At 59.2% G+C, this 12,382-nt stretch carries 11 protein-coding genes; 6 read left to right on the top strand and 5 right to left on the bottom strand.

Features of this window, described 5'->3' with window-relative positions; translation table 11 throughout:
• The 3 genes from NW815_RS12460 to NW815_RS12450 form a co-directional block, all read left to right on the top strand.
• Positions 1-771: inositol monophosphatase family protein (locus NW815_RS12460; protein WP_414416076.1), on the top strand; the 771-nt coding region annotated here is incomplete at its 5' end.
• A gap of 158 nt (positions 772-929) precedes the next feature.
• A complete protein-coding gene (locus NW815_RS12455; RefSeq protein WP_011433750.1) occupies positions 930-1,787 on the top strand; it encodes an ABC transporter substrate-binding protein in 858 nt (285 codons plus the stop codon).
• Positions 1,745-2,818 (top strand): DnaJ domain-containing protein, encoded by a 1,074-nt coding sequence (locus NW815_RS12450; protein ID WP_414416075.1) that lies wholly within the window; start codon positions 1,745-1,747, stop codon positions 2,816-2,818. The genes NW815_RS12455 and NW815_RS12450 overlap by 43 nt, the downstream gene beginning before the upstream one ends.
• Positions 2,819-2,830: 12 nt before the next feature.
• Here NW815_RS12450 and NW815_RS12445 read toward each other — a convergent pair whose 3' ends face one another.
• The 4 genes from NW815_RS12445 to NW815_RS12430 all read right to left on the bottom strand — a co-directional run bounded on the left by NW815_RS12445 (position 2,831) and on the right by NW815_RS12430 (position 6,878).
• The gene (locus NW815_RS12445; protein WP_414388765.1) at positions 2,831-4,438 is read right to left on the bottom strand and encodes a lysostaphin resistance A-like protein; all 1,608 of its coding nucleotides are present in this window, start codon (positions 4,436-4,438) and stop codon (positions 2,831-2,833) included.
• A 98-nt stretch (positions 4,439-4,536) separates the two neighbouring features.
• Positions 4,537-5,256, bottom strand: coding sequence for a tRNA (guanosine(46)-N7)-methyltransferase TrmB (gene trmB, locus NW815_RS12440; protein ID WP_414330924.1), 720 nt, complete (start codon positions 5,254-5,256; stop codon positions 4,537-4,539).
• Between the two features lie 92 nt (positions 5,257-5,348).
• Entirely contained in the window at positions 5,349-6,269 is a 921-nt protein-coding gene (locus tag NW815_RS12435) for an L-lactate dehydrogenase (protein ID WP_011433746.1), read from the bottom strand.
• Between the two features lie 249 nt (positions 6,270-6,518).
• Positions 6,519-6,878 (bottom strand): hypothetical protein, encoded by a 360-nt coding sequence (locus tag NW815_RS12430; protein ID WP_011433745.1) that lies wholly within the window; start codon positions 6,876-6,878, stop codon positions 6,519-6,521.
• A 675-nt stretch (positions 6,879-7,553) separates the two neighbouring features.
• On the opposite strand from NW815_RS12430, the gene NW815_RS12425 reads away from it, so the two are divergent.
• Genes NW815_RS12425 through NW815_RS12415 form a run of 3 tightly spaced genes read left to right on the top strand, consistent with a single transcriptional unit; the run spans position 7,554 to position 11,330 of the window.
• Complete coding sequence (locus tag NW815_RS12425; RefSeq protein ID WP_414388764.1) at positions 7,554-8,753, top strand: GAF domain-containing protein; 1,200 nt, start codon at positions 7,554-7,556, stop codon at positions 8,751-8,753.
• Positions 8,754-8,783: 30 nt separating this feature from the next.
• A complete protein-coding gene (locus NW815_RS12420; RefSeq protein WP_414388762.1) occupies positions 8,784-9,569 on the top strand; it encodes a diguanylate cyclase domain-containing protein in 786 nt (261 codons plus the stop codon).
• A gap of 36 nt (positions 9,570-9,605) precedes the next feature.
• Complete coding sequence (locus tag NW815_RS12415; RefSeq protein ID WP_414388761.1) at positions 9,606-11,330, top strand: ABC transporter ATP-binding protein; 1,725 nt, start codon at positions 9,606-9,608, stop codon at positions 11,328-11,330.
• Here NW815_RS12415 and NW815_RS12410 read toward each other — a convergent pair.
• Positions 11,324-12,262: a carbohydrate kinase family protein gene (locus NW815_RS12410; RefSeq protein WP_414388760.1), complete on the bottom strand. Its 939-nt coding sequence runs from the start codon at positions 12,260-12,262 to the stop codon at positions 11,324-11,326. The genes NW815_RS12415 and NW815_RS12410 overlap by 7 nt on opposite strands.
• Positions 12,263-12,382: the final 120 nt, after the last annotated feature.

The raw sequence follows: 12,382 nt of genomic DNA, 5'->3' as shown, positions 1-12,382 counted from the left end.
GAGAAACGTCCGGGCGACTTGGTGACGGCGGCGGATCGCGCTTCTGAGGATCTCATCTTAAAAATCTTGAGGCGGCACTTCCCCGAAGATGTCATCTTGACCGAGGAATCAGGCCAGCAGGGATCTCCGGAGGGCGCCTACGCTTGGATGATCGATCCCCTGGATGGCACCACCAACTTTGCCCACGGTTACCCTTTCGCTGCCGTCTCCATTGGTTTGCTGCAGGGGCGGGAGCCGGTTTTGGGGGTTGTTTGTGATGTTTTTCGCGGGGATCTGTTTCGCGCCGTCCAAGGGATGGGGGCTACCCGCAACCGCCAACCCATTCGAGTCTCCACAACGGCTGAATTGTCTCGGAGCCTGCTGGTGACCGGCTTTGCCTACGATCGTCGCGAAACCCCTGACAACAACTACGCCGAGTTTTGCCACTTTACCCATCTCACCCAAGGAGTGCGGCGGGGCGGATCTGCAGCTCTGGATTTGGCCTATGTGGCCACCGGCCAGTTGGATGGCTATTGGGAGCGGGGCCTCTCCCCTTGGGACATTGCCGCAGGGATCGTTCTGGTGCGAGAGGCAGGCGGCAAGGTGACCGCTTATGATGGCAGCCCGGTGGACGTTTACAGTGGCCGACTGTTGGCCAGCAATGGCTGGTTACACGCTGCTCTGCAAGAAGAATTGGCCCAAGTACAGCCTTTGCCGGTCTCCTTTCCCATGCGGCGGGATCCACGCCCAGCCTATCAGAACCGGGAAAGCTCCCCAGTTGAGTTGAATTGAAGACAGAAGTAGCTGACGAATAATCGAGGAATAATCAAGAAGATTCCAAGAACCCTATGTTGGGCAGGGTAGATAGGAGATGGGTTAGCGGACTCCCCGGAAAACAGCGACATGGCTGCCGGGCGGCACAGTTCGGCCTGGCTCTCCTCTTGGGAGCGATGGCCCTTGGGGTTGCCACTGCTGGCCCCGGTTACCCTCAGCCGGCACAAGGGAAAGTCGCCCCCACCGAGCGGGCACAGCCCCTCGATTCCCGTTGGGCCGAGATCCAGGCCCGGGGGCGCATTCGAGTTGGCTTGGATCCCAGTTTGGGGCCGGCTTATCTCTACACCGACTTGGAGCGACAAACCTACGCCGGCTTCGAGTGGGATATCCTGGAGGCGCTTGCCCAAACCCTTCAGGTGCAGGTGGATCCCATCTACGTGGCCTGGAGCGAGCAGTTGGCGGCTCTGCAAGCGGATGAGGTGGACTTGATCTGGGGAGCGCGGGAAGCTTTGGGCTTGGATCCGGAGCAGTTTCTGGCCACCCGGCCCTACTACCTCAGCCCGCAGCGCTTGGTGGTACGGGATCCCTTCCCCACCTCTGGGCCAGAGGAACCGGCCATTGAAGCACTGTCGCAATTATTTGGCCGCAAAGTGGGCATTGTAGTTAACAGTACAGGGGCAGCCCTACTGGAGGCGTACAACGAGAGGAGGGGCAACGCCATTCGTCTCTTTGCCACCAGCAACCCTGAGCGCTTGTTTGCTCAGCTACAGGCTGGCCAGTTGGATGCTGTGCTGGTTGATCAGCCCGTTGCCGCCCTGAACCTGCGCCAAGCTGGATCCCGACTGCGCCTGGTGGGGCCGCCCTTGTTCCCCATGCCTCTGGTGGGAGTGGTATCCTCTCAGCATCCTTCCCTCAAGGAAGCTGTGGATGGGGCGATTTCCAGCCTGATCGAAAACGGAACCTTGCAGCAGATTTTAGAGAAGTGGCAACTATGGGATCCAACTCTAATGTCCCCCGCCTCAACCGAGGACTAGCCCGCTACGAGACCGACCATTTCGCCATCTTAGGCGTGCCCCTTACCGCCGACTCCAAGGGGATCCGGCGCGGCTACCTGCAGGCGGCCAAGGCCCTCCACCCGGATCGGTTTGTGGGGGATCCCGAAGGTGCAGAACGCGCCAACATCCTCTTTGCCAAGCTGGTCAACCCGGCCAACGAAGTGCTGACCAAAGAGCGGGAGCGAGGGGAATACGAAACTGTGCTCAAAATGCGGATTAAACGCCTTTTGGAGACGCCCCCCCCGGATCTTTGGCCCTCTGGGGAAGCCGTCAAGGGCTTGGCCGAGCACCCCCATTGGCAGGAAGAGTATGTCAGACGGGTGGAGAAGCTGGCCAAAGAGCAATACAGCTCCATGGAAACCCTGCTCGAGAAAACCGAGCAATTGAGCGAGCTGAACCTGGCCTATTTGTTGCTCAAGGCCGGCTACCAGGGGAGCCTAGCCCCTGCCTCTAGAACCACTACCGCGACCGGGATCCCAACCCCTTCCCCCAGCCGTACCACTGTGGGTGGGATCCCGGTGCCACCCCCCACCAGCTCTCCTGTTGCTCCGCCCACCCGTCCCCCTGTTCAGCCTGTTCCCACCCCACCTCCGGCTCCCAAGCTCAGCCCTGCGGAAACCCGCTTTATCCAAGCCTTGGACATGATCGAGCGCAAGCAATACCGGGATGCGGTGCAGTATCTGAACTTTGCCATCAGCGCTGAGCCCAACGTGGCCCGCTACTACCTGCACCGGGGCATTGCCCACCTGAAGCAGGGGAATACCGGCATGGCCAAAGCAGACTTTATGCAAGCCAGTCGCCTAGAACCTGCCAACGCCGAGTTGATGGCCGAGGTGCGCCGCTGGCTGCAGCAAGTCACCACTCAACAGCCCGTTCCCGTCCCCAAGGACTCCGTCCCGCCAACGCGAGTGGCCAGCCGTCAAACGTCACAGGCTCAGAAAGTGGTGCCGCCTCCCCGCAAAGAAGACAACGGCGGGTTCTTTAGCCGCCTCTTCGGCAGGAAAAAGTAGGCAGAGCCCCCCTTAACGCGCTCCTCCCAGCACCAGCAGCGTCACCAGGGATCCCGTATTCCAGAGGCTGTGCAGTAGGATGGGAGCCAGCAGGTTGCGGCTGTGGCTGTACACCACCCCCAGCACCACCCCCAGCATGGTCAAAGGCAGCAGATCGGAAAGGTTGAGGTGGGCAAGGGCAAAGGTGAAGGCGCTAAGCCCAATGGCGGCCCCCATAGGCAGGTAGCGGCTTAGAGTAGGCAGCCAAAAGCCCCGGAACAGCACCTCCTCAAAAACAGGGGCACAGACAGACACCACGGCCAAAAACACCAACCGCGCCCCCCAACCATGGCTATCCAGCAGCAGGGGCAAAATGGGATTCCCACCCCCCGCCTGCGGTAGCAGCAATTGCGAGAGTGCCGCTGCCAGCACCACCAAAGGCAAGGCCACCCAGTAGCCACACAGGCCCCACAGCAGCCAAGGGTCCCACAACCGCACCTGCAGCACCCTCTGCCAGCCGGGGTAGGTGTGCAAGAGACGGTACAACAACCCCGCCCCCAGCACAGCGCCGGAGTTGTAGGTGAGAAACAGGGCCACCGCCTGCTGCCAAGGGCTGAGCTGCCGTGCCCCCAGGCCGAGGATGATGATGTAAAGTCGAGGCACCAAAGCGTTGAGGGCGATAAACCCCAAAAACCAGCCGGTCAACACCGCTTGCGCCCCGATCCCCGGCCAAGGCACTTCCCAAGCAGGGCCCAGGAGCGGACGTTTGCGCCAAAGGCTCCAGCCCAGCCAGCCCAACAAGAGCATCAACCCCAGCAGCGCCCCCAGCACGGGGATCCCGCCCACCACCGCCAGTCGAAATAGAGCCGCCAAGGCCAATTTTTCCTGCTGTTGGTTGAGGGCATTCAGGCTATCGCTGCGCTGCTGCAGTCGGTAAAGCTGTTGCAGAGCCACCGCCTCAAACCAGCCATCCAGATGATTGCGGATCTGCACTTCCGCTTCTGGCAAGATGCGCCGCGGTGTTCCCCACAGTCCCTGTAGAACCTGGGCTGCTCTCTTTTGACTCGATTCCACCTCCATCGCGCCAGCGGCGCGGAGCACTTTGGGACGTTCCAGGTCGATGATCTGCTGCCATTGCTGCTGAGCGGCCTCCAGATCTTCTTGGTAGGCATAGAGCAAGCCAAGGCGCAGCCACAGTGCATCCAGCTCCGTCTGCAAATCTTGCATTGAGGCCAAAAGGGCGGGATCCACCTCTGGAGATTGGGCCAGTTCTGGGCTGGCCGCCTCAGATTCGCCAGCAGGAGTTAAACGGGCCAGCCGTTTCAAACGTTTCAGGCGTTCGGTGTAGTTATCGGCGGTCTGCTGATAGCGATTTTGGGCCACCTTGAACACATCCTGACCCAAAAGTGCCCGTGCCAGATCCTGATAGCGGGGATCATCGAGGGTGCGGGAAGCCTGCAGGGCGAGATCGGTTTGCAACAAATCCAACTGCGTTTGGGGCGGCGGCTGAAACCAACTGCTGGAAAGAGAAAGCCCGACAATCACAATGGCCAATAGGCTCAGCAGGTTGAGGATCCCACGGCGAACAGAAAACCAAGCAGAGGAGGGGTCGGCAGAGGCCGTGGTTTCAGAGTGAGACATTGCGGCGACGGATCCAACTCAAGCGGGTTATATCCTATCTTCTGTATTGTCTTGGCGGAATGGAGTTGTTATTACTGCATTACGGATTTGTCCTGTTGTCACCGTCGCTCCAGCCAATAGCGATAGATGGGCAGGCCCAGTTGTAGGCAGTGCCACTCCCGCTCCGTGGGGATGCCGAGGGGATTGGAGTCCAAAGGCCCCTGGTGGGGATCCCAAAACTGCGGATGCTCTAAAAATCGAGCTGCCATTTCTTCGGCCACCTCTTGGATATCCGATTGCAGGAAGACGGGGCTGCCCGGTCGCAGCAGCAGAGCCAGATCCGCCACCAGTTGGGGCTGGACGATCCGCCGTTTGTGATGGCGCTTTTTGAACCAGGGATCCGGAAATAGGATGGTCACCCGGCTGAGATCCCCCGGCGCAAACAGATGCCGCAGAGAGATGTTGATGTTGGCAAACAGAAAATGGACGTTATCCAGCCCCAGCTCGTCCCGCCAGGCATTGGCCCGCTCCACCAGCGCCTGCCGAATCTCTACCCCTAGGAAGTTCCAGTCGGGCTGCTCCTGAGCGAGGCGCAGCAGAAATCGTCCGCTCCCTGTGCCGATATCCAGATGAAAGGGCTGCCCCAGCCGTCGGTATACCCGCTCCCAGTGGGGTGGGGGGGCGGGCTGCTGATACTGCGCCTGCAGGGGATTGACGTGCTGCCGTACCCGGTGACCGAGGCCCCTCTGTAAGGGGATCCCGGCCCAAGGCGGAGAAGGGGGGCGCTTCTCCAGTTGGCCCTCAGGCGATTGCTGCCCCTGTTGCACCTCTGCTTCCATAGACCACCTCCTGCCGCCAGCTGCGGCCCTCGCCCACTGACCAAGGGATCCCCCAGCTTGGAGGGGAGCGACAAAAGTCCAGGAGATCTAGGCTACCACCGGATGCTGTCGATGACTTGCCGCAAGATCTGGGCCGAGCGGTGCAGCTGCTTGCGCTCGCTCTCGGTGAGGGACATGGCCAGCGTGCGTTCCACCCCCTGCCGCCCGACCACTCTGGGCAAGCTGAGACAGACCTCTGGCAGATCGTACTCCCCTTGGGTGAGGCTGCTCACGGTTAAAACGCGGTGTTGATCCCGCAGCAGGGCTTGGACAATTTGCGTCACCCCTAACCCGATGGCGTAGCTGGTGGCCCCTTTGCGACGGATGATCTCGTAGGCAGCGTTGCGCACCTGCTCGAAGATATCCCCCAAATAGGCGGGATCCCAGTCCGGCGAGAGTTCCCCAATCGGGGTGCCGGCGATGTTCACCTTGCTCCAAACGGCCACCTCGCTATCTCCATGTTCGCCGATGATGTAGGCGTGCAGGCTACGGGGATCCACCCCCAGGCGCTCCGCCAAAAGATAGCGAAAGCGGGCTGTGTCCAAAACCGTCCCCGACCCAATTACCTGCCCTGCCGGCAACCCCGACAACTTCAGGGAAACGTAAGTCATGATGTCAACGGGATTGCTCACCACCAAAAGGAGTGTGTCAGGGCAATGCGCCATCAAGGCCGGGATCAAGCCTTTGAAGATCTCGACGTTGCGCTGCACCAAATCCAAACGGGTTTCTCCAGGCCGCTGCTTAGCCCCTGCCGTTAAAATCACTACATCTGACCCGGCGCAATCCGCCAGTTCCCCTGCCCGTATCCGCGTCGGCTCCACAAAGGGGATCCCGTGCACCAGATCCATCACTTCCCCTTCCAGCTTGTTGCGGTCGATGTCGTGAAGGACCAGCTCATCCAGAGTGTTCTGGATTACCATCGAGTAGGCACAGGCCATGCCTACCTGGCCGGCGCCGATGATGGATCCCTTCAAAAGGCGGCGAGAAGTCAGCCCCTCGACCTGCTGCTGGGAGCGCTGCTTGGGTTGGTGCTCAGAAACAGTCATGGCTGCAGCCGCTACTCTTCGTTCTCCAGCTTAAGCCTGCCTAGAGGAAGAAAAAAACAGGCTACCGCTCTCCAGAAGAACTGGAAAGGCGAGAAGAGGCAGGATCGGTTGCCGCAGCGGACTGGATCCATCTGAAACAATAAAAACAATAAATGGCCCTCTAACCTTCAACAGTCCTCAACCCGGCTGCTGGGTTAGCCGCTGCCAAAGCTGCGGAGGAATGCGCTCGTGAGGACACTTTAGGGACTGAATCTGAGCTAAATCTTCCGGCATGTAGTGCAAGGCTACCCGCGCTGCCGGATCCAAAAGGCTGCGCCGTCGTCGGTTACATTGCTCCGCTTCTCCCAGAAACACGTCCAGCCAGCCATCTCGCTCTTGGTAGCGAATCCTCAAAGCAGAGAGAGAAGGCAGAGCAGAGGAAACTTCTTTGCGGTAGAGCCGAAAGCCCTGCTCCAGACTCCAGCCCAACCACCACTGAGGCGCCAATTGCCCCAACTGCCTACACCACACCCCCGCCTGAACCTGTTGCCATGCCATGCTTGCCACTCCGCAGCTTGTTCTCCTGAGAAGACTTAACTGCAAATCTTTAGCAATTGCTACTTGGGTAAGCACTCTACCAGACTCCTCAAGCTTAATGCAAGTCTTTATCAAAGAGGATCCCTACTTTGCCGGCACGCTATTGAAAGTTAATCTCAATAGAGCTATGCTGTTACTCGGTTGAGTGGTGGAGTTGTATCCATCAGTCTTCCTCTCTTGCCTTGGATGAATCGGGGATCCCACGCCCGCGGAATTAGCCATCCTGGGTCTGGCAGGGATCCCTTTTCCAGGGCTAGCTGAGGTTCTTCCTAATGAGAGCAGTTCTAACTAATAGGAGCCTGGTTCCTTCCCAAGCGTGTCGATGTACGGGTAGAACAAGTTCGGGAGCCAGAAGCGGTTTAACCTTGAAAACGGCGACGCATAGCCCTTCACGTCGGCAGGACAGGCTTTTTAATAATTCTTTTAATTAACCTCAAGAGTTGCTTCAAAGAATATCCCCTCCGGAGCACCCAAAAGCCCGTGCCAGCCCGGGGATCTTTTGTATCGAGAGACACACAAACTCCCCCAACAATTCCATAGGATGACCGTAGAATGGCAGAGACAGCGTGAATTCATAGCTGTTTTTTTCGGCTTGCCCTCCCCGTTGCCCGAGCGTCTACTGGGTGTTCCTAGCCTATGGTTGAAAGGGGGACTGCTGGGCCAGACCAGGCTGGCAGCGTTTATGATGCGCTGACGCGGGCCGATCTGTGGAATCCCCAGGTCATGTACCGTGGGCGCCCGGTACAGGCTCGGGGACGGGCTGTGCTGCGCACCATGTTCGAGAGCGTCAGCGATGGGTTGTTTGTCCTTGAGTGTCTGCCCCCGGAGCCAGAACAAGGCTCGCCCCAGCCGCGCTATCGGTTTTTGGTGGGTAACCCGGCCTTTCGCAGGATGTTTTTTCTCTCCTCTCGACCTATCGAGGGAGAAGAGCTCCAGAGTTGTCTGCCGCCTTCTCTGGCTGCGCAGATTCAACTGCACACCGAACACTGCCTCAGCCATGGCCGGCAAGTGAGCTTTGAGCTGAGCCTAACGGCCTCTGCCGCTCCCGACCCAGAGTCGACCCATGTTCTAATTGTTACCCTTTCTCCAGTAGTTGAGGAGAACAAGCCAATCAGCCGAATTGTCGGCTCCTGTCAGGACATCACAGCACGCAAGCAAGTGGAGTGGCAGCTACAGCGCAGCCAAAAGCAACTGTTGGAGCACAACCGGGCTCTGATGGAGCTCACCCGGCACAAAGCCCTCAGCCAAGGAGACTTACAAGCTGCTCTGCAACAGATTTGTACTACAGCCGCCCATACCCTGGGGGTGGCACGGGTGGGGGTCTGGCTCTACACGTCGGAGCGCTCCAGCATTCGCTGCATCAATCAATTCGAGATCACCCCAGACAACCCCGAGGGATCCCATACTCAAGGGGCGGAGATCTGGGCCAAAGACTATCCCCGTTATTTTCAAGCCCTGGAGCAAGAGCGCACCATTGCTGCCGACCAAGTGGTGGCGGATCCCCGCACCGCCGAGTTCGGCAATTCCTACCTGACAGCAATGGGAGTGGTCTCGATGCTGGATGCCCCCATTCGACTGGAAGGACGGATGGTGGGTGTTCTCTGCCACGAGCACATTGGCTCCCCTCGCCACTGGACCTTAGAAGAGCAAAACTTCGCCGGATCCCTGGCGGATTTGGTGTCTCTGGCCCTCGAGATCTCGGAGCGCCGGCAAGTGGAAGAGGAGCTGCGCCAGGCTGAGGAGCGCTATCGCAATTTTTTCGAGAATGCGGTAGAGGGCATTTTTTTCACCGATGCGGCAGGTCGGTATCTCTCCGCCAACCCGATGCTGGCCTAGATCTGCGGCTACAGCTCCCCCGAAGAATTGATGCGCGAAGCGAAAGAGGCGGGCAAGCGGCAGCTCTATGTGGATCCCAGCCAGTGGGAAGAATTTGTGCGGCTATTGCAGGAACAGGGATCCGTGCGCGGTTTTGAGTATCGGCTGCGGCGGCGGGATGGCTCGATCATCTGGGTCCGAGAAAAAGCCCGTTTGGTTAAAGATAAAGCCGGAAATCTCCTCGGCTATGAAGGCATCTGCGAAGACATCACCGCCCAAAAGCAGAGCTTAGCCTACATGGAGTTTCGCGCTCATCATGATGCCCTGACAGGTTTGGTGAACCGCGAAGGCTTTCGAGAGCGGCTGCAGCAGGCCCTGCAGCAATACTACAGTGAATCACTGGCCCTCTTCTTTGTGGATTTGGATCACTTCAAAGACATTAACGATACCTTCGGCCACGGTGTCGGCGATGCCCTGTTGCAGGGGGTAGCCGAACGGCTAACCAAGTGCGTTCGCCCTGGAGATATCGTCGCCCGCTGGGGAGGGGATGAGTTTACCCTGCTGCTGCCCCGAATTGGCAGCCCCACAGTGGCAGCGCGTCTGGCTCAGCGGATTGTCGATGCCTTTCAAACTCCCTTCTCCTGCGAGGGCCATTCCCTTTCCGTGACCTGCAGCATTGGCGTCGCCCTCTACCCCCAAGACGGAGTGGAGGCATCTACCCTTTTGCACCATGCCGACTTGGCCCTCTACCAGGTCAAAGAAAAGGGTCGCAGCGGCTTTCAGCTCTACCGGCCAGTTTCAGGGATCCCGGCAGCAGTCCGCAACACTATCCTGTAAGCTGGTTGGGTCAGAGGCCCTTCTGGTTTGTGATTTGTGCATCCGGGTCGTAGCTATCGCCGTCTCATTCCCTTCATTCGGCCCCATCTGTGGATGTTGTTGCTGGGGCTAACCTGTACCCTTGGCTTTGTGCTAACCATGCCCGCCCTCGCCTACTTGATCGAGTGGGTGGCCCGCTCCATTGGTGCCGGGGATCTGGGGCAATTGCGGATGCTGGCCTTGATTGGGGTGGTGTTTTTCTTGGTGCGCGGCGCTTTTCAGTACGGCCAAGACACCCTGATGGCGAGGGCCTCCTTGCAAATGGTTTTGGAATTGCGCCAACAGATTTATGCCCACCTGCAGGCGCTGGATGTGGACTATTTTTCCGGCAGCCGCACCGGCGATCTGGTCTATCGCCTCACGGGGGATCTGGATCGGGTGGGAGAGGTGGTGCAACGATTTTTCCATCGCTTCATCCCCAGCGTGCTCACCATCTTGGCGGTGGTGGCCTACCTGTTCTATCTCAACGGCATTCTCACCTTGACCACCTTGCTGATCGCCCCCCTGATGGGAGCCTTGATCAGTTGGTTTGGGGATCGCCTTTTGTTTCGCTCCCGCCTCAACCAAGAGAAGATGTCGGATTTGGCCGCTCTCTTGACAGAGGTGTTTGCCGGGATCAGCCTCACTCGCGCCTTTGCGGCTGAGGACTACGAAATTCGCCGCTTCAGTGCCATTGCCGAAAGCAACCGCCTGGCCCGGTTTCAGACCGAACAGGTGAAAGCCATTCAAGACCCGGTGGTGGGTTTTCTGTACGCCATGAGCGTGTTGGGGGTGTTTTGGGTGGGCGGCTGGCAAATTAGCCAGGGCAACCTGACCGGCAGCCAGTTTCTCGGCTTTATCGCCGGTGTTGCCATGTTGATCGACCCTATTGTTCACATCACCAACAACTACAGCGAGCTGAAACAGGGTGAGGCTTCGGTGGAGCGGATTTTCGAGCTGCTAAACACCCGCTCCCAAATCCGGGAGCTGCCCGGGGCCCGCCCCATGCCTCCCATTCAGGGTTGGGTGGAGTTCGACCAAGTTTCCTTTGCCTACAAACCGGATCAGCCGGTGCTCAAACAGATCAGCTTTCAGGTGTCTCCCGGCGAGATTGTGGCCCTGGTGGGATCCTCCGGCGCCGGCAAATCCACCCTGGTGAGCCTGATTCCCCGCTTTTACGATCCCCAGCAGGGCTGCATCCGCATCGACGGCATCGACATCCGCACCGTCACCCTCAAGAGCCTGCGCCGGCAGATCGGCATTGTGCCGCAGGAGATCACCCTGTTTTCGGGAACCATTGCCGGCAACATCGCCTACGGACAAGAGCATTTTGACCTGGAAGCGGTACGCCAGGCGGCCCAGGTGGCCAACATCGACACCTTTATCGAGAGCTTGCCCGATGGCTACGCCACCCGCGTGGGAGAACGCGGGGTCACCCTCTCCGGTGGACAACGGCAACGGCTGGCCATTGCCCGCGCCGTGCTCCTCAACCCCAAGATCTTGATCCTGGACGAGGCTACCTCTGCTTTGGACAACGAGTCGGAAGCGTTGGTGCAGGAAGCACTGCAACGGCTGATGCAACGCTGTACCGTTTTTGTGATTGCCCACCGCCTCTCGACGGTACGCACTGCCCACCGCATTTTCGTCTTGGAGCAGGGGCAATTGCTGGAGCAGGGAAATCACCGAGAATTGCTGGGCAAAGGGGGACGCTACGCCCAGTTTCACCTGCGCCAGTTTCATTGAACCCTTGGCCTCTGGATCTCCTGGATCTCCCATGCCTGCCAGAAGGGCCGGTAAAACTCCGGATCCGCAGGCGCTCCCCCCGGGATCCCACAGATGGCCGCTGCAAATTGCACGGCCCGTTGCACCAGAACTGCCTCCGGCCATCCCCGCAATAGTCCCAGGATGGCTACGGCGCTAAATGCATCTCCCGCCCCCACTGTATCCACCAGCTGAGGCGCGGGCACTGGGTCGGCCCGATGGATCTGAGTAGGGGTGATCAGCAGCGCGCCTGCCGCTCCCAAGGTCAGAAATAGACCTTTCAGGTTCAGATGAGCCTGGAGGATCTGTCCTTGCTCCAGCAGGTCTCCAGGAGGGATCCCTTCCAGTTGGGCCACTTGCTCCAGCTCTGCCTGGTTCAGCTTCAGCCAAGTGCAGGTGCGCAGCATCTCCTGGATGGCGTCTGGATGCCACCAGGGATCCCGCAGGTTGAGATCCAGAAACACGGGACAGCCCAAAGCGGGGATCCCCTCTTGAAAGTGGCGATGGGCTGCCTCCCGGCGGGCTGCCAAGCTGCCCCGGTAGAGCAGGCTGGGCTGGAGAGCTTGCAGAGCCCCGATATCCAACTGGATGTAGTCGTAGGCTTGGTCGGGCAAGATGGCGAAGGTGGGGATCCCTTGCTCATCCAGGGTTACTTGAACCTTGCCGGTGGGGTGAACAGAATCCTGCTGCAGACCCTCCAGGCGCAGCCCCTGCCGTCGCAAGGCCCCCAGCAGCTCTCTGGCGGCCTCGTCTTGGCCAACACGACTGAGCAAGAGGGGATCGGATCCCAGCCCCTTGAGGTTCCAAGCCACATTCAAAGCCGCCCCACCCAGCACAACCTCGGTGGGGAAGCAGTCGAAAAGCACCTCTCCCAAGATGAGCGGCAAACCCAGGGGCACATGAGAGGGATCCATCTTGAGCACTCAGCTAGAAATCGCAGGAGCCCCGTGCTGTACCGGTAGGATCAGTGTCGAGAGGAAAGTCCGCCTCCATGGTTATAATTGTACTGCGGACACCAGAAACGGTTGTTTAAG

Source organism: Synechococcus sp. R6-7, assembly GCF_047461695.1.
Lineage (GTDB): Bacteria > Cyanobacteriota > Cyanobacteriia > Thermostichales > Thermostichaceae > Thermostichus.
The sequence above is the reverse complement of the archived record's forward strand: the minus strand, read 5'-3'. Positions and strand labels throughout refer to the sequence as shown.